The following is a 26439-nucleotide window of genomic DNA, read 5'->3' as shown; positions in this document are numbered from 1 at the left end:
AAAGGTGATAGGCCCAATGTTCCCTGTTATACATACCAACTTTTGGGATGCTGTTTTTGCCGTGCCTGCGGTCTTATTGTAACACAGCTGCTGAAGCTGTATTTCAATATCCCTGCAAAAATAGTCCCGTCAGTTGCCTTGCTTTGCGGACTGCCCGTTTCGGTCCTGATCAGCCATAAGCATGACTTCGTGGCCGGCCTCTTTATGGGATGGTTTTATGGATATGCAGCGATAGGTTCATACAGCAGCCTGAAAGCTTCTATAAAATCTTTCAGGAACAACAGCTCCTAATGTTTGATCCTTCCGGAATATTCCTTGAGGAAATCCCATGAAGCTGTATAAGCTTTAATATTATTCTCCCTTTTTACAAAGAAATGGCCTTCATCCTCAAAACGGATATACTCTACAGGATGCTTACGATTCTTCAGATCCTCCACAATCTGCTCTGTTTCCTCAATCGGCACTCTCGGATCATTGGCACCGTGAAGAACAAGGAGCGGACATTGAATCCTGTCTGTTTTATGAATCGGATCAATTTCATCGAAGAAGGCCCCGTCATTCTCTATGCTCCCATATTCAGCTTCCCTCATCTTCCTCCTCCACGGGCTGGTATTCTGCAGGAACGTCCGGAAGCTCGAAATTCCAACAATATCAATGGCAGAAGACCAGATGTCAGGGTAGTGGGTGATGGCTGCCAGGACCATAAAGCCCCCGTAGCTTCTTCCCATAATGCTGATCTGATCTTCGGCAGCTCCTCCCTCTGTTTTCAGCCAATCGACAAGATGGACTAAATCACGTACAGAGTCCATCCGCTTCCTGACATCATCCAGATGGGTAAAGCTTTTACCATAGCCTGTACTGCCCCTGACATTCGGCGTACATACTGCAAATCCATTATCAAGGAAAAACTGCAGGAACGGATTAAAAACAGCCCTTATCTGGCTTTCCGGCCCTCCGTGGACAAACACAACCACCGGAAGCTTTCCGTCAGCCTTTTTAGGCTTATAGTAGAATGCTGGAATCTCAAGGCCATCAAAGGAAGCAAAAGAAATCAGTTCAGGAGCACACAGCTTTTCCTCTACCAGAGGATCATGCGAAATGAACGTGGCCCTTTTAGCTTTACGAGATCTGAGATCGAGTTCCCAAATGTCTGAAGGATGCTGCGGCCCATTCAGGATAAAGGCAAGCCTGCTGTTATCAGGAGAGAAAGAAAAGTCAGTAATGACGCCTGCAGGGGATTCCCACTCTGTCACTTCATTCGATTCAAAATCCAATAATGCGCCTTTTGAGACCCCTCCTTCATTGATGGAAAAAGCGATCTTCTTTTTATCAGTGCTGAGCTTCAGCTCTTCCAAGTCCCACTCCTTCTCGACCAGCCACTTTGTTTCCAGTGTTTCAAGATTAAGTCTGGCAAGATTCATGAATTCCCGATCCCTGTTGGACAGCATATAAATCATTTTTCCATCTGAGCTGAACGCAGGGCTGGCAAAAGCCGCTTCCCCCTCATGCTTTGTGAGCCACTGCACTGTTCCCCCTGAAAGATCCAGCAGTCCAAGCTCATTATCAAGATTTGTGTTCCCCTGCTCTATCAGCAGGGAGTTTCCTTCCGGATGCCATTGAAGCGGAGAAAAATGACCATCTCCCTGGAACACCATTTTAACTTCAAAACTTTCAAGACTTTGAATATATATATCAAAATAGGTGTTATGACGGCGGTTGCTGGCCCAGGAAATCCACTTTCCATCAGGAGATACCCCTCCATACTTGTGTATATGTTCTGGCGAGTCGGTCAGCCGGATGACCTCCCCAGTTTCGGTTAAAAGGAAAAGCTGCTGCTTTTCATTCACACCCTCATCCATGCCAAAAATCCTTTTACCGGTTCCTTGGATAAAGGAAACAAACATAATCCTTTCAGCGGTTTCCAGTACCTGATTAGGGTTGCCGCCTTCAGAGTGTATTTCCCATATTTGCGGAATTCCGGAAGCATCTGAGATGAAATTCAGCATTTTCCCCTGCGGTCCATAAGCAGGATTCTTCACGTTTCTGATGTTCATGAAATTTTCAATCGTCAATGTTTCCATTATTGGCCCCCTTCTGCATTATTTTTGCGCCGGCTGTCCAGGACCGGACTGGAAATGCCTTTGATTCCCGTCAATCCCAGAATACTTAGGAAAATGGCCTGCGGCCCATAATAGGCATCCTGCGGATCAAAGTACTCTTCAAGTGTATGTATGCCCCCAAAGCTACCGCCTCCGCCAAGTGTTACAGCCGGAATTCCAAGAGCAATCGGCACATTGGAGTCGGTGCTGCTGGCTTTCTCAAACGAAGGTGTGAATCCTAGCTGCCTTGAAGCCTCTGCAGCCGTTTGGACAATGGCTGATTCCATATCCTGGCTGCCTGCCGGGCGGTCGCCTACCTGCTTGATTTCAACTGTAATTCCGGAATCAGCACCGCCGGCAGCTTCCTTGATGATGGAGAGCGCTTCAGATTCAACCCTTGCCAGCTCATCTGCGGAAACCGAACGAAGATCGATGATCAATCTGGCTTCCGCTGCAATCGTATTGACCGAGGTCCCTCCGGATACTATCCCTACATTAAAAGTTGTTTTTGGATCTTCCGGCACCTTAAGATCTGCTATGCCGGCAATGGCTTTTCCTGCAGCATGAATGGCGCTCGGCGTCCCGAAATCCCCAAAGCTGTGGCCGCCTGAGCCCTTATAGGTAATCTCATATCTTTTACTGCCTGCAGCCAGATATGTAATTCGCTCAGGGCTGCCTGGTTCTATGGAAATGAAACCGTCTATCCCATGATCTTGTCCAAACAGCGCCTTAACGCCATTTAAATCCCCAAGTCCTTCTTCTCCGACCGTCGCTCCAAACAGAATATCCCCTTCCGTTTCGATTCCCGTTTCGTTGAACGCACGGATTAGAGTCAGTACGGCAGCCAGCCCCCTTCCGTCATCAGCGATGCCGGGAGCATAAATTTTTCCGTCTTTTACTTTTGGGACTGTGTCAGTGCCTGCTGGAAAAACAGTATCAAGATGGGCACAAACCGCAATCCTTGGTCCATTCCCCGTTCCCTTTCTCAGGCCGAATATATTGCCTGCATCATCTTTCGAAATATCTTCAATACCCAGCTCTTCCAGCCTTCGTCTATAATACTCCCCCCGTTCCCCCTCTTCAAAGGTAGGTGCAGGGATGCTCGTCAGCTCCTTTTGATCAGCCGATGTCCGGTCATTATCATTTTTTAAAAAGGATAGTCCCTTTTGGACAGCTGAAATGCCCGCTATTTTTTCTAATGCTTCCGCCACGCTATTCTTCAGTTCAATATTTTCCGCCAATTTTCTTCCCCCTTTGTAAGTCTATTATTATTATATTCCAAAAATTAAATTTATTGTTGCTGGAAGGCTTCAGAAGATTTCCTCCTTAATAAAAAAGGAAAAAGCCCCAGATGCATGGAGCTTTTTCCTCTTGTTCTGTTTCTCTGCTTTAAAAACAAATAGCTTTATGCCATTCCTTCCTAATCGCTTTGATGACCGTGCTCTGGTTCCGCAGGGGGTTCAGCGATTAATGTATCATACAAATAATAGCCGCAAATCACCAACAGCAGGTATACTGCGGCTGATATGGCCCACTTTTTCATCAGAAGCCCTCCTTATAATTTGACCCGCTGCAGCCTCAGCGCATTAAGGACAACCGAGACTGAACTGAATGCCATTGCTGCCCCTGCCAGCCATGGCGCAAGCAGACCAAGTGCTGCAAAGGGGATGCCGAGCGTATTATATCCAAAAGCCCAGAAGAGGTTTTGCCGGATGTTCGAGATTGTTTTCCTGCTCATGTAAATGGCATCGGAAATGCTTCTTAAGTCGCCGCGGATCAGGGTAATATCTGCCGCCTCCATCGCTACATCAGTGCCTGTTCCGATTGCCATTCCGATGTCGGCAACAGCCAGTGCCGGCGCATCATTGATTCCGTCTCCCACCATGGCCACAATTTTCCCTTGCTTCTGCAGCTTTTTCACTTCTTCTGCCTTTCCTTCCGGGAGGACTTCAGATATTACCGCATCAACACCAGCTTCCCTGCCGATTGCCTCGGCTGTAGCCTTGTTGTCACCTGTCATCATGATTACTTCAAGACCCATCTCCTTAAGGCGTGCGATTGCCTCGGCAGATGTATCCTTGATTGTGTCTGCAACCGCGATGATGCCTGCAAAATGACCGTCAATGGCTGCCAGCATGGCAGTTTTACCTTGGCTTTCAAGCGTTTCAAGATCAGCTTCAGCAGGGCTGAAATCAATAGACTCCGCACCGAGCAGCCTTCTGGTTCCTATCAGGAGCTTCTTTCCAGCCACAACAGCTTTAATGCCATATCCGGGAATTGCTTCAAATTCTTCCGCTTCTTTCATTATAATATTGCGTGCTTTGATTCCGGCTGTTATAGCTTCGGCAAGAGGATGCTCAGACTGTTTTTCTGCCGCACCTGCCATAGCCAGGAACTCCGTCTCATCCATTTCCGTCAGCACATCTGTCAATACCGGCTTCCCGTTGGTGATTGTACCAGTCTTATCAAGAACCACCGTCGTAATGCGGTGTGTCCGTTCAAGATGCTCCCCGCCCTTAAAAAGGATACCGTATTCTGCAGCCCGCCCTGATCCGGCCATGATGGAGGTCGGTGTCGCCAAACCCAATGCACAGGGACATGCTATCACAAGAACAGCAATCAATTTTTCAAGAGCTTCTGCAAAATTGCCTGGATCTGCCCACAGGTACCAGATGAGGAATACAACGGCAGCGATCCCCACAACAATCGGTACAAATATCCCGGAAATCTTGTCAGCAAGGCGCTGGATTGGTGCCTTTGAACCTTGTGCATCCTCAACAACCTTGATGATTTGTGCGAGGGCTGTATCTTTACCCACTTTTGCTGCCTGCACTTTTATGAAACCATTTTTGTTGATGGTTGCCCCAATGACTGAATCGCCGGGCTCCTTATCTGCAGGTACGCTTTCTCCTGTTATCATGCTTTCATCCACGGCGGTTCTTCCCTCAAGGATCATTCCGTCAGCAGGAATTTTCTCTCCTGGCTTCACGGCAAGGATATCACCGGGCATGACGCTTTCCAGGGGAATTTCGGTTTCCTCGCCATTCCTGATGACGCGCGCCGTTTTAGCCTGCAGATTCATCAGCTTTTTAATGGCCTCAGAAGACCGTCCTTTTGCTTTGGCTTCAAACAGTTTCCCCAGAATAATCAGCGTTATCAGGACTGCACTGGTCTCAAAATAAAGATTTACTGAGTGGCCCCCTGAACCTATCGATCTTATTGATAAATATAAGCTGTAGAAAAAGGCAGCAGAGGTGCCGAGGGCAACCAGTACATCCATATTGGCGCTGCCGTTTCTAAGAGCTTTGTAGGCGCCTGTATAAAACTGGCGGCCGATGATAAACTGGACTGGAGCAGCAAGGGCCAGCTGCACCCAGGGATTCATGAACATCTCCGGCACATACAGGAAGCTGGTAAAGCTGAAATGTCCAGCCATTGCCCATAATAATGGCAGAGAAAGAATAAGAGCAAAAGTGAATTTTCCTTTCTGTCTCTCTATTTCTCTTTCACGGTGGTCCTGCTCTTCACCTGCCACCTCCTCAGTTCTCAGGGCAGCACCATAGCCAAGTTTTTCAACTCTTTTAATAAGGTCAGCCGGCGATACTGCAGAAGGATTATAGACCACATCTGCCCTTTCCAGCGCCAAATTGACGTTTGCATCACTGATTCCGTCCATTTTCTTTAGCCCTTTTTCAATGCGTGCGGAGCAGGCTGCACAGGTCATGCCTGTAATGGCGAGCTCTGCCTTTTCAGTCACAACCTTGTAGCCCAGATTTTCTACCTTTTGAAAAATATCTTCCTGCTTCACTTTTTCAGGGTTAAATTGAACAGCCGCTTTTTCAAGAGCCAAATTGACTGAAGCATTTTCCACACCTTCAACCTTTTTGAGTCCTTTTTCTATTCTTACGGCACAGGCTGAACAGGTCATCCCGCTTATTTCAAACTGAGTTTCTTTTGCTTGCTCGCTCATCGCTCACATCTCCTTATACCTATACGGGGTATATTTTGATGAAAAAGAGAACGTGCCTCAGCACGGTCCCGCAGGCTATTTGCTGTTAGACAACATCATAGCCCTGATCATCGATTGTTTCTTTAATTTCGCCTAGATTTACTTTGGATGAATCATATTCGACATTGACTTTGCCATTCTCTAGATCAACCTTTACAGCAGATACGCCTTCAAGCTTCCCTACGCTTCCTTCTACAGCTTTTACGCAATGGCCGCAGCTCATGCCTTTTACTTCTAATGTGATTGTTTCCATTCTGAATCTCTCCTTTATTTCTTCATTAGTCTTTGTACAGTTACCAGCAGCTCATCAACCACCTCAAGATCGTTCTCCTGGATCCTCTCGACAACACAGCTCTTCAGGTGTCCTTCGAGCAGAATTTTGGCAACGCTGTTCAAAGCAGACTGAGTGGCTGAAATCTGGGTAATAACATCATCACAATACGTATCCTTTTCAATCAGGCCTTTGATTCCCCGGATCTGGCCTTCAATCCGGTTGAGCCTGGTGACAAGGTTTTTCTTTGTCACTTCTGAGTGATGGCTCTTCCGCCCGCTCACATGATCGCAGCTTTCACCCTCAGGGACTAACGGCAATTCATTTAATTCCTTTTCCATTAAATTCCCTCCCCTTATCTGTATTGTAGTATACCCTGGTATGGTATGTAAAGAAATTCTTCTCAGATTAGAAAAAAAAATAAAAAAGGAGAATCTCAGCTCCTTTTTCAGCTTAGGATAACCTCTTTTTCAAGATAGCTTGCCCTTATCCCGAAATTCGGGGGAGCAGGATCAATCTTTTCATTTAAGAGGAGTTTAATGGCAAGATAAGGGAAGTTAATGCCGGACAGGCAGCTGATATGAAGCCCACCGCTCATTCTCGGGTTGATTTCCAGCAGCTTCGGTACACCTTGTCCATATTTGACCTGGACATTGAATACATAAGGAACCGGGTATTCCCGATGAAGGTTTTCGGCTATCCCGCTGAGCAGCAGGTTTTCCTCCAGCTCCCTCACCCTGCCATGCCCTTTTTTCCTTGGAATGCTGGTGTACAGCTTGCCGCCGTCGGCCAGGCAGTCGATACTGTACTCAGGGCCATCCAGATATTCGAGCACCATCAGGTCTGGAAAACTTTCCTGCTGCGATAAAATCCCGCAGGCATTCGCAAAGGAAATCCGGTGTCCAACCCCTTGCCCGAACAGCTCCGCTATTGAATCTTCACGATCCTTTACCACTCTGAAACCATATGCCCCTTCTCCAATAACAGGCTTGAAGCAGACTTTATGGCCCGCTGCCCTAAGCTTATGATAGGCTTCCTTGAAGCCTGCCGCTGTATTGACGACTTCGTAGTCAGGGATGCTTACCAGCTGCTTGCCGGCTGAATTCTTTTCCTCAATTGACCGGTAGATGGCCGCCTTATTGTCCATGAAGGACATAAGCATTGGGTCCGGGCAGACAAGCACCTTGACGCCTATTGCTTCAAAACGGGGAAGATTCCGTGAAATCAGGACATTTTCCTTGCGGGGAATAAAAATATCAATCTCGTTCCGGGCACAGAAATCCAGGCAGAACAAAATATATTCCTCACCGGATATATCAGGCTCAGTCCCTTTGAAATCGCATACCTGCAAATAGAGTGCATCCTTATCCGGATGGGTCCCATATACGGTAAAGCTTCTATTGTCAGGATTGTTCTTAATCATTGTGATATAATGGCTCACCGTCGTGAACCAGCGGTTAAACCAGATTTTCATGCCAGCCCTCATTCCCCTGTCAGTAAAATATGAACTCCTGAGAACTCCTTTGCCATAACAGGCTGAAAAAAAGGAATACTCTGATAGATCTATTATCTCACATTTTCGACAGAGGTAAACAGATTCTGCTAATCTTCTACTGCATAAAAGTCACACTGTACAGGATGATCGGCAGGGTGATGAGGCTCAGGCAAGTGCTGGCAAGCGTCACGCTTGAAACAAGCTCCGGATCTGTACCATATTGAACGGCATACATGGTCGTATTAGCAGCAGAAGGCATGGCCGCCATGACAATCATAATCTGCTTCAGAAGAGTATCCGCAGGCAGGAAAAATGTAAAAGCCAGCGCGATCAAAGGAGATACAACCATTCTCAAGGTAAGGGAGACAGAGAGCGGGCCTATTTCCAGGTTTTTTACTGATATATTGGCGAGCGTGATGCCAAGGATGATCATGACCGTTGGTATGGCTGCATCTCCTACCATCCGGACTGCTTCCATCAGCGTCCCGCTGACAGGTATGTTCATAAACTGCAATGCCGCTCCCAGCAAGGCGCCATAAACAATCGGCACCCTCACAACCTCTTTCAGGGCTGTTTTGAAACTGGCATTTTCGATAGACCCTTTAGCTGCATAGTATACCCCCAGGGTGCACATCAGCAGCTGCTGGATGACCATCAGCACAATCGCGTATTTTATTCCTTCCTGGCCAAATGCAAAAAGAACTAGCGGAGTTCCATAATTGCCGTTATTCATGAATGCAGAGGATAAAATGATAGCGCAAGTGCGCTTTCTGCTGTATCCTGCAAAATAAGCCGCAGCATACACGATCGCAATAATTGCCAGGGCCAGCCCTATAGTGTAAATGGCCATGACTGCATAATCAAGATTGAACTCCGTTTCGTAGAAAGTCCTGAAGGCAAGAAAGGGAGTCATTAAGTAAATAGCCACGATGGACAGTGATTTCGTTTCCAGCCTGAAGATTTTCTGGCCGGCATAGCCAAGGCCAAAGATAAGAAAAATCGGAATTAAAATTGCTATAAAGGACATTTCATCAGCTTCCATTCCAAATATTTCGGATTTCGTAAAAACCATTTCCATTATACAAGAATCTTTACTTCTCTGCTCAGGAAAAGCATTAAAGTTAGCACTACACCAAAAATTGGAATAAAAACCAAAAAAAGCATGATTGCAGCAGCTGCTGCAATCATGCCTTCTTTTTAATGATGATGCTTTTCTTTTAAGGGATTGTAGATGACAAATTCCTCTTTTGGAACAAAGAAGTATTGGATCCACACACCATCGAGGAAATCTTCCCGTGCATCGAGCAGAATGTCGATATCCTTGTCGGTTGATACAATTTCATCATGCTCTGCAGGTGTATCGAGCTTGATGTCATAATGGGCGTGGTTTCCGTGATGCTCTGTCACAAAAACGCGGATATACTGGCCTTCTTCTGCTGTTTCCAGCATCTTTTTCAGCACTTTAGCCGCATTGCGGTTGATTTTCACTTTCATTTATCCGAACTCCTTTTAAGTGTTATACGCCCGGGAACCAGCCAGGGGTATTAATGATGGCCTGCCAGAGCGGATCTGGAACAGTCAGTTCCTGCTGGGCATCCTTATCGATTTTGGTTTTGATTTCGTCTTCCCTGCCCTCTTCGACTTTTTGCACCCACTCAGGATCAATGATCAGCTCACGGCCCAGCGCGATAAGAGGGACGCCTGTTCCAAACGCTTTTTCTACTTCTTCCGGCGTATAAAGAGAACCAACGCCGATAACAGGGACAAGGCTGCCGACTCTTTCCTGGATGATCTCGATTCTTGACCTAGTGTCCTCGACTCCGCGGCGCGGCGCTGACCAGAAGTCCTGGAGTGAAACGTGGAGATAGTCGAGATCTTTTTTTGCCAGCTCATCGATCAGGACCAGGGTATCCGCCATCGTGATACCCGGTGTTTCCGGTTCTTCAGGAGAAAATCTGTAGCCTACAGCAAACGGCTTTTTAGCGTGTGCCGCAACAGTCTTCTTGACTTCATCAACAACAGCGAGCGGGAAAGTAAGCCTCTTTTCCAGGCTGCCTCCCCATTGATCATCCCTGCGGTTTGAATGAGGGGAGAAGAATTGCTGCAGCAGATAGCCGTTGGCTCCATGGATTTCCACCCCGTCATACCCTGCTTCAATTGCACGTCTTGCGGCTTCGCCGAAATCTTTAATAATGCTTTCAACTTCCTCGCCGCTGAGCGCGCGCGGTTCCTTTTTTCCTTCACCTGAGCCTGCAACTGCACTGGCGCTTACAATATCTCCATTCGGGACGAGCTCAGGAGGGCATTCCCTTCCTCCGTGGAAAATCTGCAGGATCGCTTTTGCGCCGCCTGCCTGGATGTCTTCCGCTAGGCGCTTCAAGCTTGGGACATATTCATCTTTATGGCCGGCAAACTCCCCAGGGAAGCCTTTTCCATTCTCGGTCACATATGTACAAGCCGTAATCACCATGCCAGGTCCCTTTGACCGGCGGGCATAATATGCAGCCTCAGCATCAGAAACAGTATCATCTTCATTGGAAGAGAAATTTGTCATTGGTGCCATGACCAGTCTGTTTTTAACTTCAATCCCACTTTTAAAAGTAAATGACTCAAAAAATTGCTTGTATTGTTCTTTCATAAACCTGATGTCCTCCTTTGGTGTTTTTTAAAGTTCTTCCGCTTCAAAGCGTTCTGCCTTCAGGGGTGCTGCCAATACTTCTTTCATTTCCTGCATATAGTTCTGGAAGTGGGCAGTTTCCCCGTGCAGCCTTACCGCTTCCTTGTCCTTCCATTTCTCTAGCATCACAAATGAATTTTCATTCCCGGCACTCTCAAATAAATCATAGCTGATATTTCCTTCCTCAGCCTGTGACCCTTTGACTACCTCTTTCGTTTTCTCAAGGAAAACATCACGCTTTGCCGGATCCACCGTAATATGGGCATGGATAATAATCATGGACAGCTCCTCCTTCATTTTTTACAAAGTTAGTATTGGTTAAAAATCAAATATCTTCCCGATTATTAAACTGTAACAAAAAAAGTTACATTAACGATATAAGGAAGGATTAAAGATATCATATTCTACCGGGAGGTTTTTTTCAAAGGAAATGCCTGATTGAAATGCGTAAGAGGCTTGCTCAATTAAAGAAAGCAGTAAAAAAGCACACTCCGTTATGAGTGTGCTTCTGCTTTAAATATGGATAATGCGGATTTTTTGTCCGGGCTTTATAAATGAAAGAAGCGGCCTGTCTTCTTCTATTATTCTGCCTGCTATATTGACTCTTTCATCTGCCGGAAGGTCGGACAGTGTTATTTGCACTTCACCTTTGTAACGGCCGTAATGCTCATTATCAACAGTAATCGTTCCTGCATCACGCTTCCCGCAATTTAATGGGGGCACAGGGTCTGTTGTCCGGGTATTCATGAACCTGACAGCATCCCTCGCCTGATCAGGACGTGTTGCATATATTCCCTCAGGCAGTGTACAATTCTCAGCCCTCAGCGGCATAACTGAGTCCTCTTCGTAAGCCAGGAGATCCTCCAGCAGCCCTGCCCCAATATCCGGATCGCCGATATAAATATCATCAATTCCCGCAGCCTTCAACTCCGCATAAGCAGCAAAGGGTTCAGCATGACGGTGCTTTTCAAGCGTCGGCAGGCCTTCATAAAGCGGTCCCCGTTTTTCTCCCCGGGATGGAATATACGCAGCAAGAGGAATACCCAGGCTTTTAAACAGCTTGTTCTGATCATGAAAAAAAGATTCACCCAGCCCGGTTTCCCGTCTCGGGTAAAAATTATGCCATCCGATCAGCCTATCAGGTTTAAGCCCACGACTGAGAAGGTTTTTAAGATCTTCTTCAAAAAGAATGCTGGAGTTGACAGCTATTTTGAATTCCTCTGCAAGGGAGACTATCAGATGATGATCGAAAAAGTCATCCAGCCTAAGGCCGGCTACCCCAAGATCTTTTAATGCAAAAAGGTCTGACACTCCCAAATGGGCTGGTGTTTTCATGGAAACATCCGCATAGACATCAATGCCGCTTTCCTTTGCAGCAGAAAGCAGCCTCTTGGCCGCTGCGGCCAGCTCACCTTTTTCTTCAGGGATATGAAGCGAGGTGAAGCCCCGCTTCGCCCCCTTGCTTCCTGCATCCCTGATCCGCTCTTCAGCAGAAGGATCGTTCAGATAGAAGGAAATGCCGATCAATCAAACTCACCAGCCATTTCATCTTTAAAGCCGAACAGATACGTGAAGGCAAATCCTGCTGCATAAGCAATTACAAGTCCTACAAGGTACAGAAGGATTTCGCCTGCGTTAACAATGAAGGCAAGCGGCAGGCCGGATACTCCGATTGCAACAGTGGCAATATCGAAATGCGCCTGGAATGCGCCCCCAACACCTGCGCCAAGGCAGGCCGTAATGAATGGCCTTCCAAGAGGAAGCGTTACACCAAAGATCAGCGGTTCGCCGATACCAAGCATACCGGAAGGCAGAGCACCGCCAATTGCCCTTTTGAGGCGCTTCTTCTTGGTTTTGAAATAGATGGCAAATGCTGCACCAACCTGGCCGGCGCCGCCCATCGCAAGGATTGGCAATAATGGATCATCGCCGATTGAATTAATCAGTTCCAGGTGGACAGGCGTCAGACCCTGGTGAAGCCCGGTTACTACAAGCGGCAGGAAGGTAGCGCCCAGGACGAATCCGGCAACCACGCCGCCAATATCAAGAACAGAAAGCAAACCTTTTGTGATTCCTTCGGAGATAAAGCCGCCAACAGGCATGAATACTACATAAGTGACGATCCCTGTAATCAGCAGCGAAACCGTTGGCGTAATGATAATATCCAGTGACTGCGGTACAAATTTTCTGACCCGCTGCTCAACCAGCGCAATAAAGATGGCAGCAAGGAGTACTCCTATCAAGCCGCCGCGGCCAGGAACGAGTGCTTCACCAAAAAGCGTAATGCCGGCGACTGAAGGATTGATAATCAATATCCCTGCAAGTCCGCCCAGTGCAGGTGATCCCCCAAATTCTTTTGCAGCATTAATACCGACCAGGATGCCGAGATATGCGAAAAGCCCCCCGCCAATTACAGTCAGGATCATGGCAAGCTGTGATTCCCCGTCAAGCCAGCCTGCCTGAATGACAGCTTTCGAAATACCAGTGATCAGACCGGAAGCAACAAGTGCCGGAATGAGCGGAATAAAGATGCTCGCTATCTTGCGAAGGAACAGTTTGAAAGGAGTTGCGTTTTTCTTATTGATTTCTGACTTTTTGCTTGCTGCCCGATCATTAAGATTAAGTTCGCCCGATGCTTCAAGCAGTTTGCCAAACTCTTCTGTAACCTTATTGACCTTGCCTGGCCCCAGAATAATCTGCAGTGTTTCTTCTTCTACAAGTCCCAGGACGCCATCTATTTTTTTCAGTCCTGCTTTGTCTACCAATGACTCATCAAGCGGCGTTACTCTAAGACGGGTCATGCAATGCGTATAGGATCCGATATTGGAAGCCCCGCCCAGCTTATCGAGTATTTTCTCTGCAAGAATTGTATTTTCGCCAGCCATTTGAATTTCCCCCATTTCTAACATTGATGTCAGTACAAATTTTCAAACTATTGGAATCGTTTTCATCCAAGGCATAAAAAATAGCTTAAGAGAATAATAGGATAAAGTATCAGTGCAAGCCTATATTGTGAAAAACCCCTGTCAGCTGTTTTTTGATGACCACCCCCAAAAAAGGATATGCAGAGGGCAGGCCCGCACATGGCGCCTTCCCCTGATAGTTTTAGTTGCCTGCTTTCTCCACTGCCATACGCACATATCCACCGGCTTGATCGAGCAGCTTCTCAGCTTCATCTTTGCTTTTACCTGTTTTGATCATGACGATCGCAGATTTAGCCTGAAGCCCGCTGTCTTCAAGAGCTTTTCTGGAAATGTTATAATCAGCGCCGGTTATTTTGCTGATGATCCCGATCGCACGCTCCTTGAGCTTATGATTGCTGACATGAACATCCACCATGAGGTTTTCATAAACCTTGCCGAACAGGATCATGCTGGCAGTTGAAATCATGTTCAAAATCATTTTATGGGCAGTTGCCGCCTTCAGCCTTGTAGAGCCTGTCAGCGCCTCAGGGCCGACAATCACTTCGATGCTGTGGTCAGCTTCTTTGCTGATGACGGCGCCGGTGTTGCAGGAAAGTGCTACCGTCCTGGCTCCGATGCTCCTCGCATACTTAAGCGCTCCTGCCACATAAGGGGTGCGCCCGCTCGCTGCAATCCCGATCACAGTATCATCTTGTGTCAGGCCAATCTCCTTTAAATCGCGTTCGCCCCATTCCGGCTTATCCTCTGCCCCCTCAACAGCCTTGACAAAAGCATCCTTGCCCCCGGCCATGATTCCCTGGACAGTTTCAGGATCCGTACTGAAAGTAGGCGGGCATTCGACTGCATCCAAAACACCGAGCCTTCCGCTTGTACCAGCCCCGATATAGATGAGCCTGCCGCCCTTTTTCAGGGATTCGAATACAAACCCGACTGCTACCTCGACATCCGGGAGAACCTGCTCAACCGCTAATGCCACCTTCTTGTCTTCCTCATTCATCATCGTGATGATCTCCAAAGGTGAAGCTGTATCAATCTTCATCGTCCGCTCATTCCGGGTTTCTGTTGTTAACGAGGTTAAGTTCTCTTTCATTCCTATGGCCCTCCTGTCACTGATGTACTAGTTCTAATTTCATTATAGAGGGTTTGAAATATTAGTTCAATAACATATTTACTTTTATGAAATATAATTTTAACACTAGTGGAGTTTGAGCTTGTTTTTACTATTATATATATGAGCTTGGTTGGGTTGTATTCTTTTTTTAGATGGACGGAGGGGGCGGGTGAAAAAATGTTTTAGTTTGGGGCTGGGAAAGGGCATTTAGGTTTTGGCAGGTGTATACTTTGTGTTTCTCTCAAACTTTGGATACATAACTCCGTCGTTTTGCACTCAGTTATGTATCCCGCACTCTTCCTCGGTTACATGACTGCTCCTTTTCCATCCCAATCATGCATCCCGCACTCCCCCCGGGATACATGACTGCTCCTTTTCGACCCACTCATGCATCCCGCACTCTTCCTCGGATACATGACTGCTCCTTTTTCATCTCACTCATGTATCCCGCACTCCTCCCGGGATACATGACTGCTCCTTTTTCATCTCACTCATGTATCCTGCACTCCTCCCGGGATACATGACTGCTCCTTTTTCATCTCACTCATGTATCCTGCACTCCTCCCGGGATACATGACTGCTCCTTTTTCATCTCACTCATGTATCCCGCACTCCTCACGGGATACATGACTGCTCCTTTTTTTGATCCAATCATGTATCCCGCACTCCTTCCGGGATACATGACTGCTCCTTTTTCTTCTCACTCATGTATCCCGCACTCCTCCCGGGACACATGACTGCTCCTTTTCCATCCCAATCATGTATCCCGCACTCCTCCCGGGATACATGACTGCTCCTTTTTTGATCCAATCATGTATCCTGCACTCCTCCCGGGATACATGACTGCTCCTTTTTTGATCCAATCATGTATCCCGCACTCTTCCCGGGATACATGACTGCTCCTTTTTCGACCCACTCATGTATCACGCACTCTTCCTCGGATACATGACTGCTCCTTTTCCATCTCACTCATGTATCCCGCACTCCTCCCGGGATACATGACTGCTCCTTTTTCTTCTCACTCATGTATCCCGCACTCCCCCCGGGATACATGACTGCTCCTTTTTCTTCTCACTCATGTATCCCGCACTCCTCCCGGGACACATGACTGTTCCTTTTCCATCCCAATCATGTATCCCGCACTCCTCCCGGGATACATGACTGCTCCTTTTTTGATCCAATCATGTATCCTGCACTCCTCCCGGGATACATGACTGCTCCTTTTTTGATCCAATCATGTATCCCGCACTCCTCCCGGGATACATGACTGCTCCTTTTTAATCTCACTCATGTATCCCGCACTCCCCCTCGGATACATGACTCCTCCTATTCATCCTCACTCATGTATCCCGCACTCCCCTTCAGATACAAATCAGGCCAAATTCCAGCCTGATCTGCTAGACTTTCAAAGGGGTTGGCTGCCCGCCGGGACTCTGAGTATTGCCGCGATTCGTATATCTCGCATACTGCCCTCTCCCTTTGAAATCATAATGTTTCTTGAGCACCCGCTGAATCGTTCTTTTATCCTTAATAATCCTGCACCAATCAATAAGCAAAGGAGTGGTGATCGTCCTCCGAGGAAAAAGCATCGTAATTTCCTCCACAGCCCCTACCACTGCATCTTCAAGAGTTTCCCTTCCCCCGCAAAGTTCACAGACCACTAAGGAATGTTTAACAGTATGATAAAACTCCTTGCATTGCGGGCAAACCAAACCTTTTTCTAATTGTTCATAGGGGTAATAATAGTTTCTCGGAAAAGGGTCTTCCTTCATATGAAGGGATACAAGCTTCTTGGCTAAATTAGAGTGTGAATGTTTTATAAGGGAGGTTTGATTCAGCATTTTTTCCCGAAAACGCGGCATTTGGCCGGGCAGGATGATGGGGAGATTTCTGGGGGCTTGAAAGAGGCAGAATTCCGGATTTACAAAAATTAAATTTGCTTCAATTCTTACGTCAAAAGCATGTTCCTTCAAAAGCTGCCTCATAAGATTTTCTGTGCGCTTCAGCTGAAGAATCGGATTCTTGATTTCATTGCCGGAAAAAGTGTACCAGGCATCGCCTTGAATATAGTAGTCACCCTGGTAGTTTTTAATTTCAAACAGGTAAAGCGTTGTTCCGGAGAAAATTAAAGAGTCGACTTGAAAAATTGTTCCTTGATGGTTCAGCAAGAGATCATTTAAAATATGCCACTCCTCATCAATGGTATTAACCCACCGGTCAAACTCCTCTTCCCCCTTCCAGCCCTTCAGCAGTATATCGAGCTGCTTTGCGTCCGGGACATCAAGTTGAACCCGGGCACCAAGGGACTTCAAAATCTTCAATTCAGTTGACTCCACACGCTCTTTTCTCAACATCTCCTCCTCCTTTCCATTCCATTTTATTACAGCACCATTCCAAAAAAAAGCCATAAAAAACACACCTGGCCGCTACTGCGGAAAGAGCAGCAGCAGCCCGGCAGCGGCTGGCGTCAATATCATTGATGCCTTCAGTACGTTTTTGGGGGCATAGCCTGTGAATTTTGCACCGATATAAGCGCCTGTCATGGTGCCGAGAAGCACTTGCAGAAGCAACAGATAGTCGAGATAGCCTTCGGACTGATACCCGAGTCCTCCTCCTGCCGCAATAGGCAGTATAACAAGCATCGTCGTACCTATCGACTGCCTGATTGTAAGGCCGAGCATGATCAGCAGGCCAAGCTGGATGAAGGGTGTTGAACCGATCCCGAACGTCCCCGATAATACGCCGGTTATAAGCCCCAGGATGACCGCTTTTACAGCCAGCTGAACAGACAGCTTGTCCCTTCCTGCTTCCTGGTCAGTGAGATTCTTGGTTATGTACAATCTGACCATGAGCAATATGGAGGACAGGAACAGCATGCCTGCCGTCAGCCAATGGAGTGATTCCACAGGTATTCCTGCAGCGAGCTGTGAGCCCCCGTATGCACCAAAAGCACCGGCGATCCCTGTCACAAGCCCTGCTTTGACCGCCATATTCCCTTCTCTGTAATGGCTGTAGGCTCCTGACAAACTTGTGAAAATCATTGCCGTTAGTGATGTTCCTAAAGCGATATGGATCGGCACATCAAACACCAGCGTCAGGATAGCGATGATAAAGCCGGCCCCGCCGGCCCCGATAAATCCCAGCAGCATGCCCATCAGCAGCATCGTTAAAGTTATGGCCATAATACTCTTCCTTCCTTTTTCCATCCTTTATTATATATATATCTCTTTGAAAAAATAAGAAAAGAAGGCCCCGGCCAGGAGCCTCCTTCTAATCTTTTCCTAATAAAAGAACAATCCCACAAGCGATACGGCCATCGAACTCAATCCAGCAACCAAAAAGGCATAAAGCAGTACTGTTGAAGCGCCAGCCTTAAATTCCTGCCATTTATAGTCACTGCTTACCATGCTGTCAGTTCGTTCCATGGCGTTGGAACGGGGAAATAGGCTTGTCCCGATTGCGCGGAATCCGCTGAAGAACAGTGATAGAAATCCAGTTTTAAAGATGATGATGATGACGGCTGCAGAAAGCCCCGCTATACCTGCGATGAATGATAGATTGATCCAGTCAAGCAGGGGCAGGATTCCCGTCACCCGAATACTGATCCAAATGCAGGCTATCAGCAGAAAACCTGTTATCTTCCATTTCATAAGATGTCCCCCAGACTGTTTTTCTATCATTATAGCAGGAACTTGCAGAAGCTGGCAGCTTTCGCCTTCCCTCTTTATTCTGAAACTTTCTTTGTCCACTTGAGAGCCGGATAACGGTTGAAGGGATATACGACTCCTTCAAATTTAGGTGATGTCAGGTACGTATTTGTGTAATGATATACCGGCATGAATGGCATTTCTTCCATCAGGATTTTTTCAGCATCATGCAGTAGCTGATAGCGCTTGGCTTCATCCTGCTCCACTTTTGCCTGGGCAATCAGTGAATCGTATTCTTCGTTGACCCATTGTGTACGGTTGTTAGGGCTGTCTCCCAGGTAATAGTCGAGGATGACAACAGGATCAAGAAGGACACCGATCCAGCCCATGCGGGCCATTTGGAAATTATGCTGCTTTGTTGTATCAAGGTATGTCTTCCATTCCTGATTGGCCAGCTTGATGTTAACGCCGAGATTCTTTTTGACCATTTCCTGAACAGCTTCACCGATTTTCTTATGGTTTTCGGCTGTGTTGTAAAGAAGAGTGACTTCAGGAAGGGTTGTCCAGCCTTCTTCTTTCATTCCTTCTTCAAGAAGCTTTTTCGCTTCATCTGCATTTTCGTCGAAATATTCTCCGCCGGCTTCACGGAAATCTCCGTCAGGTGTTTCAACACCAGGCGGCACGAAAGCAAAGGCTGGAGTCTCGCCTGCTTTTGTGATATTCTCCGAGATAGCTTCACGGTTTATGGCCATGGCAAACGCACGGCGGACTTTAGCATTGGTGAATGGCTCTTTTTCTACATTGAACATATACATATATGTTCCGAAATAAGGGACTTCCTGATATTCCTCGTTTTCTTTTTCCTGGGCAAGTGCATCTGTCGGAAGTGTCTGGATCAGATCAAGTTCACCAGTTTTATACATCTGATAGTATGTGGTTGCATCATTGACCATTTTCCAGGTAACCTTCTCAAGACTTACCGTCTTGTTATCCCAATAGTTCTCGTTCTTTTCTGCGACGGCTTCGCTGTCATGCTTCCATGAAGTAAATTTGAACGGTCCGTTGCTCACATATCCTTCAGCATCGGCAGCCCAATTTTTGTTTCCTTCAGCAAGCTCTTGCTTAACCGGATAGAAAGTCCACATTGTCAGCAGCTCATCGAAATATCCCAGCGGCGCATTCAGCTCTACGACAAGTGTTTTGTCATCCTTAGCTGTGACGCCGACTTCTTCTGCGCTTCCATTTCCTTTGTTATAGTCCTCTGCACCTTTAAGATAATAAAGATAAAATGCAAAGGAACTGCCTGTGTCAGGATTCAGAACGCGTTTCCATGCGTATTCGAAATCACCGGCTGTGACTGGTGTCCCGTCTGACCATTTCGCATCATCACGCAGGGTGAAAGTGTATGTTTTTCCATCATCAGATACTTGGGCGTCCTTCGCTGTGCCAAGTACCGGCTTGCCATCCTTGTCCTTTGTATAAAGGCCTTCAAAAATATGATCCAGAATCCAGCCTGATGTTGTATCTGTTGCAAGAGCCGGATCCAAATCTGGCGGCTCGCTCATTGCATTCAGCACAATCTCCTGTTTAACATCTTCCCCGCTTCCGCTGCCGGAAGCTCCTTCACCGCCGCTGCAGCCCGCTAAAGCTGAAGAGACAAAAAGGGCTGCGGCAATGCCTGATAGCCATTTCTTCATATTCCATTCCCCTCTCATCTAATTTATTTATCTTATCCTCTCTCAATCCTGCAAAGAGGTGAAGATCAAATGTTGTACAAGTGGCAGGCTGTCCAGTGGCCAGGCTTTACTTCCTTCCATTCCGGCACTTTCTGGGCACAGATGTCCATTGCGTGCGGACAGCGCGTCCGGAAACGGCAGCCGCTCGGCGGATTAACCGGACTTGGAGGATCACCCTGAAGTGTGATGCGCTCCCTCTTTGCAGCGGCAGGGTTTGCCACCGGGATTGCCGAAAGAAGAGCCTGTGTGTATGGATGGAGCGGTTCGGCAAAAAGCTCGCGGCTCTCGGCCAGCTCCATCATCTTCCCAAGATACATGACACCGATCCGGTCGCTGATATGCTTGACCATCCCCAGGTCATGGGCGATGAATAAATATGTCAGCCCCTGCTCCTTTTTCAGGTCCTCCAGAAGATTGATAACCTGTGCCTGGATACTGACATCAAGCGCCGAGATCGGCTCATCGGCAACAATGAATTTCGGGTCGACAGCAAGCGCCCTGGCAATGCCGATGCGCTGGCGCTGCCCGCCGCTGAACTCATGGGGATAACGTTTGGCATGTTCCGGGCGCAGGCCTACCCTTTCAAGAAGGTCATAAATCCTTTCCTGGCGCTCTTTTCCCTTGGCCAGTTTGTGGGCATCCATGCCTTCGGCGATAATATCGCCGACTCTCATACGCGGATTAAGGGAAGCATGGGGATCCTGGAAAATGATCTGCATTTCCCTGTTGACCGCCTGCATCGCCTTTTTATCAAGCGACTCTACGTCCCTGCCGTTATAAATGATTTTCCCCTCTGTTGGCTTCTGAAGTCCGACGATGGTTTTGCCGAGCGTTGATTTTCCGCTTCCGCTTTCACCGACAAGGCCGAAGGTTTCGCCTTTTTTTATGGAAATCGTGATATCATCGACTGACTTTACCGTCTGGTCTTTTTTAATTTTGAAATATTTTTTCATAGCTTCTATTTCTAAAAGTGTTTCAGCCATTTTCATTCCCTCCCTGCTGCAACGAAGTCTTCGGCCTTAGGGGCCCTTGGGTCATTCAGCCAGCATTTGGCCTGATGCCCATTTTCCTCTCCAAATGCTGGCGGCATTTGCTGCAGGCAGATTTCCATTGCATATTTGCATCTTGGTGCAAAAGGACATCCCTTTGGAGGCGAAAATAAATCCGGCGGGGAGCCTTCAATCGGCACGAGCCTTTTCTTATCAGGAGAGTCTGTGTCCGGAATCGACTCAAGAAGTCCCCAGGTGTAGGGATGCTTAGGATTCTCGAAAATTTCAGCGACAGTCCCGCTCTCGATCATCATCCCTGCATACATGACAATCACACGCTGGGCCGTTTCAGCGACCACTCCCAAATCATGCGTGATTAATATAATAGAAGTATTTGTTTTTTTCTGCAGATCCTTCATCAGATCCAGCACCTGGGCCTGGATCGTTACATCAAGTGCAGTGGTAGGCTCATCTGCGATCAGAAGCTCCGGATTGCAGGCAAGGGCAATGGCTATCATGGCACGCTGCCTCATCCCCCCGCTGAATTCGTGCGGATACTGGCTGTACCGCTCTTCAGGATTTGGGATGCCGACGAGTTTGATCATCTCGATTGCCTTTTCTTTTGCTTCTGTTTTTCCCAGCTTTTGATGGATGAGAAGGCCTTCTTCTATCTGCTTGCCTATTTTCATTGTCGGATTTAAGGAAGTCATTGGATCCTGGAAGACCATGCTGATCTTCGAGCCTTTGATTTTTTGCATTTCCCTTTTGGAGATTTTCAGCAAATCCTTATCCTGAAAAAGTACTTGCCCATTCTTTACTTTTCCGGGAGGAGTGGGTATCAGCCCCATGATCGTCTGGACAGTCACGCTTTTTCCGCTTCCGCTTTCTCCTACGATTGCCAGTACCTCGCCTTTATCGATATGAAAGGAAACGTCCCGGACTGCCTTTACCTCTCCTCCGTATGTCTTGAAATTAACTTCGAGGTTTTTCACTTCCAGTAAATGGCTCATCTGTCATGCCTCCTATTTCCGTACTCTTGGATCCAGCGCGTCCTGAAGTCCGTCACCGAATGCATTGAATGCAAACATTGTCAGGGAAATCATCAGCCCCGGGAAAAACAGCCTCCACCATTGTCCGCTCAGGATGACACCCAATGCATCATTGGCCATCGTCCCCCAGCTTGCAAATGGGGCTTGAACACCCAATCCAAGGAAGCTGAGAAAAGATTCGGCAAAGATGGCCTGCGGGATTGTAAATGTCAGATTGACGATTATGATGCCCATCGTATTTGGCAGCAGATGGCGCATGATGATTTTCCCGTGGGAGGTCCCCAATTTTTCTGCTGCCATGACATATTCCTGTGACTTCAGCTGAAGGATCTGACCCCTGATGATCCTGGCCATCCCGACCCAGCCTGTGACAGACAGGGCAATGATAATGGTTGTGACGCCAGGTTCCATGATGACCATAAGCAGGATGACGACGAGCAGATAAGGGATGCCGTAAAGAATCTCAACAAGCCTCATAAGCAGGCTGTCCACCCGGTCTCCGAACTTCCCTCTCCCGGCCATATAGCCGCTGATCCCGCCTACCGCTACACCGAGGATCAGGTCGATGATGGCTGCGGCAAAACCGATAGTCAAGGACACCCTTGCTCCGTACCAGGTACGCGTCCACATATCCCTCCCCAGATCATCTGTCCCGAACCAATGCTCTGAAGATGGGGCAAGATTGCCTTTAGTCAGATCCTGGTCAGAAGGGCTGTACGGGACAAATGATGGTCCGAAAGCCGCAAGGAGGATGATCACCAAAAGGAGGCTGAAGCCAAGCAATGCCAATTTATTTCTTACAATATTCAGTGCCGTTTCCTTCCAGACGCTCAAGGACGGCCTCTGGATTTCATCATGGCTCTTTTTATCGGGCGATACAGGCCTGAACAGGAGCTCTTCTGATTGTTTCGGCTGCATGTTTATTCCCCTCCGCTCGATAGTTTTATTCGTGGGTCGATCAGCCTGTAGGAAATATCAATTAAAAACAGGGTGATGACAAGAATGGCGCTGAAGAAAATCGTTGTCCCCAGGATAACGGGATAATCCCTGTTGAAGATACTGTCAACGAAATAGCGGCCGATTCCAGGTATGGCAAAGATTTTTTCAATAACAAAGGTACCGGTGATCAGCGCAACAAATAGTGGGCCGATAAAGGAAACGACCGGCATGATGGCATTCCGGATACCGTGCTTAAGTACAAGCTGGAACGTGGAAAGCCCCTTTGCATTGGCGGTCTTTATATAGTTCTGGTTCATGACCTCAAGCATGCTCGAACGCATGAATCTTGCGATGACTGCAAGCGGGGTCGCAGCCAGTGCGAGTGACGGGAGGATTGTATGCTGCCATGTTCCCCATGAAGCAACAGGCAGCAGCCTCCAATCCACCGCAAAATATTTAATCAGGAGCGGCGCCAGGATGAAGCTTGGGACAGAGATGCCGATGATGGCAACCATCATGCTCGCATAATCAATGAACCTATTATGATTCAGTGCCGCTATGATCCCAAGCGACAGCCCGAATATCAAAGCGATTGTGATGGACTGAATACCCAGGAGTGCTGAAGCCGGCGCTCCTTCTGCGATGATTGAATTGACGCTCCTCGTTTCCGACTGGATGGACGGTCCAAGGTCACCTATCGCAAGATTTTTCATAAACAGAGCATATTGTACAGGCAGCGGTTCATCCAAATTGTATTTGGCCCTGATATTCTGGAGAACTTCCTCAGGCAGCACATCGCCGTCTGAAGCAAATGGATCCCCGGGTATGAATTTCATTATGACGAATGTCAGTGTAGCGATTACCCAAATCGTTAAGAGCATGATGAGGAATCGTTTGACTATGTACATTTGCTCACCTCCACAGCATTGAAGGAGCAGTAGAGCTCCTTTTTCTTTTTACGCATTTACCTGGCCCAGGACTCCATTGGTAGCAGTCATTGCTATGATGACGCAGCCCCACATATGCTTATAGGCAGTGACCATATCATCGCAAGTAAACTTGATTCTTTTTGGCCCTATCAATTCAACTGTCGGGAGGGTTGTTGTCATTTTAGCCTGCTGCGGCCCCTTCATTTCGATTTCAAATGTTACCGGCCCTTCCGTCTCGACGGCCTGCTGGTCCTTTGCCTTTTTAACGGCTGCCTCAGCCTTGGCCCTGATTTCTTCTCTTGCTTTCTCAGGATGTATCAGTTCGGCCGCGAACCTGTCAACAGCCCTCTTCGTCACGGCCCCTTCTACATGTGGAAGTGTTTCCTGCACTTCTTTTACATAAGCGTCATCACCGGAAACAAAGATTGCCGGGACGCCGAATGCTCCTGCCACCATTGTGTTCATTTCTGTTTCACCGACAATTTTTCCGTTGATTTTCATTTCGTTCACACAAATGCCTGCAAGTGTATGAGAAATGACTGTCAGATCAGAACCGCCTTCCCTGCCATGGTGGCCGACGAACATGATTCCGCTGAACGTCCCATCCAGGCCTTCCAGCTGGCACATGACCCGGTTGTTCCCTGAAACAAGGCGGGCACGCGGATCCATTTCTTCAATAATGATATTAGACATATTGCCATGGCCGTCCGCCACGACCACTTCCTCTGCCCCTCCATTGAAAGCTCCTTCAATTGCTGCGTTCACATCGGCTGTCATAAGCTTCCTGAACCGCTGGTATTCTGAGTTTGTTTTTAGCTGCTGGTTTGTCGCTACTCCTGAGATGCCTTCCATGTCTGCCGAGATAAATATTTTCATTAAATATCCTCCTAAATGAATAATCATTCATTATTTTAATTTTTCAGTCTTTTTAAACTGGGTTTTAGGCAAGTCAGCCTTCCCTCTTAAAAAGGGAAGGTCTGATCTTCAGTCAGATTCCTGATAAATGCTGTGACAAGATCTTTAGTTGCAATCAGGTCGCCGATATCTGCAACCTCAACAGGTGAGTGTGCATAGCGGGATGGAATGGAAAGGACGCCAGTCGGGATTCCCTTATTGGCATAATTGACCGCTCCTCCATCTGTTCCTATGCCCGGAAATACTTCAAGCTGGTACGGAATCTTGTTTTCTTCAGCCAGTCTTACTAACAGGTCTTTCACCGTCTTATGTACAATCAGGCTGAAATCCATGACCTTGATGCCAGTGCCTCTTCCAAGTCCGAGGCTTCCATCCATTGTTTCTTCCGGCGTATCACTGACTGCGGTAGTATCAACTGCTATAGCCGCGTCAGCCTGCAGATGCTCAGAAGCTGTTTTTGCCCCCCTGAGCCCGACTTCCTCCTGGACAGCAAAAAGGAAAATAAGCTCACCGGCAAAGGAACCATCCTTGACCTCTTCCAGAGATTCAAGCAATACAGCGCAGCCTGCCCTGTCATCCAGTGCCTTGGAGCGCACCCGCTGCTTTTTTTCCGGCCCAAACACCTGGAATTCTGTTCCCCAGGTTACCGGTGTGCCGATCCCGACTCCCATTTCTGCTGCTTCCTCAGGTGAAGAAGCGCCAATGTCAATGTACATCTGCGTATGCTTCCTTACCTTCCCAGGGTCGTCAAATTTTGCATAGTGAGCAGAAATCGTGCCGATCACACCGCTCACTTCCCCTTTGCTTCCCATCACCCGGACAGGCTGGGCAAGCATGATGCGGTCATCATTGCCGCCAAGCTTCTCGAAGCGGAGAAGGCCGTTTTGTTCAATTTTTTTGACGATGAATCCCACTTCATCGATATGGGCTGTCAAAACAATTGTTGGACCCGGTTTGTCCCCTTTTTTCCTGGCAATCACATTGCCGATCGGATCAATGGTGACGGAATCCGTTTTATCTTCAAGGTATTCTTTTAAAAAATAGGACACAGAATGCTCGTACCCGCATGGACCGGATAGTGACGTCAACTTTTTTAAAATCTCCAGCATAATATCTCTCCTAATCTATTTGGCTTTCAAATGAATTCAAAGGTATTTTTAAACACTTCAAGCTGGACAATGCTGTTCACTTCTGTGATATCCTCCAGGCCATTCAGCCTGAGCAGCAGATCTGTTATCTCATCCTGGCTCGGCACCGCAATCTGGACTAGAAGCGAATATTGTCCGGATGTCAAGGTAACATACCTGATTTCCCGGAAGGTTTTCAGTTCGTCAATCACTTTATGTATGCTCTGCGGCCTAACTTTCAGCTGAATGATCGCGCCTGCCTTTAATCCAAGGGCGATTGGGTTCACTACCCCGACCACTTCAAGGATGTGATTGTCAATCAGATTCTTATAGCGCAGCCTGACTGTTTTTTCGGTCACATTCATTTTGCCGGCGATCTCTGTAAATGACATTCTTCCGTCTTTGGAGAGCAGCTTGATAATACCCCTGTCCAGCTCATCAATTTCGTATTTCATAAATTACCTCCTTTCGGTATGAGATTTTAATATAAGTAAGAAAAACGGAAATGCAAATTCAATATAT

At 47.5% G+C, this 26439-nt stretch carries 25 protein-coding genes and 1 pseudogene; 1 reads left to right on the top strand and 25 read right to left on the bottom strand.

What is annotated here, in order from left to right:
• The first annotated feature begins 16 nt into the window (after positions 1 to 16).
• Positions 17 to 291, top strand: a pseudogene (locus ABU165_RS13110) (hypothetical protein).
• Here the strand turns inward: ABU165_RS13110 and ABU165_RS13105 are convergent.
• The 25 genes from ABU165_RS13105 to ABU165_RS12985 all read right to left on the bottom strand — a co-directional run bounded on the left by ABU165_RS13105 (position 288) and on the right by ABU165_RS12985 (position 26372).
• The gene (locus ABU165_RS13105; protein ID WP_318060381.1) at positions 288 to 2081 is read right to left on the bottom strand and encodes a S9 family peptidase; all 1794 of its coding nucleotides are present in this window, start codon (positions 2079 to 2081) and stop codon (positions 288 to 290) included. The pseudogene ABU165_RS13110 and the gene ABU165_RS13105 overlap by 4 nt on opposite strands.
• A complete protein-coding gene (locus ABU165_RS13100; protein WP_318060382.1) occupies positions 2081 to 3340 on the bottom strand; it encodes a M20/M25/M40 family metallo-hydrolase in 1260 nt (419 codons plus the stop codon). The genes ABU165_RS13105 and ABU165_RS13100 overlap by 1 nt, the downstream gene beginning before the upstream one ends.
• A gap of 179 nt (positions 3341 to 3519) precedes the next feature.
• A complete protein-coding gene (locus ABU165_RS13095; protein ID WP_022544035.1) occupies positions 3520 to 3642 on the bottom strand; it encodes a hypothetical protein in 123 nt (40 codons plus the stop codon).
• Between the two features lie 12 nt (positions 3643 to 3654).
• Complete coding sequence (locus tag ABU165_RS13090; RefSeq protein WP_318060383.1) at positions 3655 to 6069, bottom strand: heavy metal translocating P-type ATPase; 2415 nt, start codon at positions 6067 to 6069, stop codon at positions 3655 to 3657.
• Between the two features lie 85 nt (positions 6070 to 6154).
• A complete protein-coding gene (gene copZ / locus ABU165_RS13085; RefSeq protein WP_009793167.1) occupies positions 6155 to 6361 on the bottom strand; it encodes a copper chaperone CopZ in 207 nt (68 codons plus the stop codon).
• Positions 6362 to 6375: 14 nt separating this feature from the next.
• Positions 6376 to 6720 carry a metal-sensitive transcriptional regulator gene (locus ABU165_RS13080; protein ID WP_009793166.1) on the bottom strand — a complete coding sequence of 115 codons (345 nt, stop codon included), beginning with the start codon at positions 6718 to 6720 and terminating at the stop codon, positions 6376 to 6378.
• Between the two features lie 107 nt (positions 6721 to 6827).
• Positions 6828 to 7853, bottom strand: a complete 1026-nt coding sequence (locus tag ABU165_RS13075) for an ATP-grasp domain-containing protein (RefSeq protein WP_035402352.1) — start codon at positions 7851 to 7853, stop codon at positions 6828 to 6830.
• A 136-nt stretch (positions 7854 to 7989) separates the two neighbouring features.
• Positions 7990 to 8901: an AEC family transporter gene (locus ABU165_RS13070; RefSeq protein WP_022544036.1), complete on the bottom strand. Its 912-nt coding sequence runs from the start codon at positions 8899 to 8901 to the stop codon at positions 7990 to 7992.
• A gap of 170 nt (positions 8902 to 9071) precedes the next feature.
• Entirely contained in the window at positions 9072 to 9368 is a 297-nt protein-coding gene (locus ABU165_RS13065; RefSeq protein WP_094768924.1) for a heme biosynthesis protein HemY, read from the bottom strand.
• A gap of 22 nt (positions 9369 to 9390) precedes the next feature.
• The gene (locus ABU165_RS13060) at positions 9391 to 10512 is read right to left on the bottom strand and encodes an NADH-dependent flavin oxidoreductase (RefSeq protein ID WP_009793161.1); all 1122 of its coding nucleotides are present in this window, start codon (positions 10510 to 10512) and stop codon (positions 9391 to 9393) included.
• Positions 10513 to 10539: 27 nt separating this feature from the next.
• Positions 10540 to 10830: a putative quinol monooxygenase gene (locus ABU165_RS13055; RefSeq protein ID WP_022544037.1), complete on the bottom strand. Its 291-nt coding sequence runs from the start codon at positions 10828 to 10830 to the stop codon at positions 10540 to 10542.
• 234 nt (positions 10831 to 11064) lie between these two features.
• Complete coding sequence (locus tag ABU165_RS13050; protein ID WP_318060384.1) at positions 11065 to 12078, bottom strand: MupG family TIM beta-alpha barrel fold protein; 1014 nt, start codon at positions 12076 to 12078, stop codon at positions 11065 to 11067.
• Positions 12075 to 13436, bottom strand: a complete 1362-nt coding sequence (locus ABU165_RS13045) for a PTS transporter subunit EIIC (protein ID WP_022544038.1) — start codon at positions 13434 to 13436, stop codon at positions 12075 to 12077. Before ABU165_RS13045 ends, ABU165_RS13050 begins: the two co-directional genes overlap by 4 nt.
• 220 nt (positions 13437 to 13656) lie before the next feature.
• Positions 13657 to 14565, bottom strand: a complete 909-nt coding sequence (gene murQ, locus ABU165_RS13040) for an N-acetylmuramic acid 6-phosphate etherase (RefSeq protein WP_009793157.1) — start codon at positions 14563 to 14565, stop codon at positions 13657 to 13659.
• A gap of 1418 nt (positions 14566 to 15983) precedes the next feature.
• Positions 15984 to 16937, bottom strand: a complete 954-nt coding sequence (locus ABU165_RS13035; RefSeq protein WP_353762666.1) for a nuclease-related domain-containing protein — start codon at positions 16935 to 16937, stop codon at positions 15984 to 15986.
• 75 nt (positions 16938 to 17012) lie between these two features.
• Positions 17013 to 17768 (bottom strand): sulfite exporter TauE/SafE family protein, encoded by a 756-nt coding sequence (locus ABU165_RS13030; RefSeq protein WP_165352579.1) that lies wholly within the window; start codon positions 17766 to 17768, stop codon positions 17013 to 17015.
• A gap of 99 nt (positions 17769 to 17867) precedes the next feature.
• Positions 17868 to 18236, bottom strand: coding sequence for a DUF3899 domain-containing protein (locus ABU165_RS13025; protein WP_157638556.1), 369 nt, complete (start codon positions 18234 to 18236; stop codon positions 17868 to 17870).
• Positions 18237 to 18310: 74 nt separating this feature from the next.
• Entirely contained in the window at positions 18311 to 19930 is a 1620-nt protein-coding gene (locus ABU165_RS13020) for a peptide ABC transporter substrate-binding protein (RefSeq protein ID WP_148949240.1), read from the bottom strand.
• A 65-nt stretch (positions 19931 to 19995) separates the two neighbouring features.
• Positions 19996 to 20952: an ABC transporter ATP-binding protein gene (locus tag ABU165_RS13015; RefSeq protein WP_009795621.1), complete on the bottom strand. Its 957-nt coding sequence runs from the start codon at positions 20950 to 20952 to the stop codon at positions 19996 to 19998.
• A gap of 2 nt (positions 20953 to 20954) precedes the next feature.
• Positions 20955 to 21968 carry an ABC transporter ATP-binding protein gene (locus ABU165_RS13010; protein WP_009795620.1) on the bottom strand — a complete coding sequence of 338 codons (1014 nt, stop codon included), beginning with the start codon at positions 21966 to 21968 and terminating at the stop codon, positions 20955 to 20957.
• A 12-nt stretch (positions 21969 to 21980) separates the two neighbouring features.
• A complete protein-coding gene (locus tag ABU165_RS13005; RefSeq protein ID WP_009795619.1) occupies positions 21981 to 22925 on the bottom strand; it encodes an ABC transporter permease in 945 nt (314 codons plus the stop codon).
• Positions 22926 to 22927: 2 nt separating this feature from the next.
• Positions 22928 to 23854: an ABC transporter permease gene (locus tag ABU165_RS13000; RefSeq protein WP_022544046.1), complete on the bottom strand. Its 927-nt coding sequence runs from the start codon at positions 23852 to 23854 to the stop codon at positions 22928 to 22930.
• Positions 23855 to 23902: 48 nt separating this feature from the next.
• Positions 23903 to 24751, bottom strand: a complete 849-nt coding sequence (locus tag ABU165_RS12995) for a M55 family metallopeptidase (RefSeq protein WP_022544047.1) — start codon at positions 24749 to 24751, stop codon at positions 23903 to 23905.
• Between the two features lie 86 nt (positions 24752 to 24837).
• Entirely contained in the window at positions 24838 to 25899 is a 1062-nt protein-coding gene (locus ABU165_RS12990) for a M42 family metallopeptidase (RefSeq protein WP_129612572.1), read from the bottom strand.
• Positions 25900 to 25925: 26 nt separating this feature from the next.
• Positions 25926 to 26372: an Lrp/AsnC family transcriptional regulator gene (locus tag ABU165_RS12985; RefSeq protein ID WP_009795615.1), complete on the bottom strand. Its 447-nt coding sequence runs from the start codon at positions 26370 to 26372 to the stop codon at positions 25926 to 25928.
• Positions 26373 to 26439 lie beyond the last annotated feature (67 nt).

Source organism: Cytobacillus sp. T106 (assembly GCF_040492155.1).
Taxonomy (GTDB): domain Bacteria; phylum Bacillota; class Bacilli; order Bacillales; family Cytobacillaceae; genus Bacillus_AB; species Bacillus_AB infantis.
Note: the sequence above shows the minus strand (reverse complement) of the source record. Positions and strands in the feature narration are given on the sequence as shown.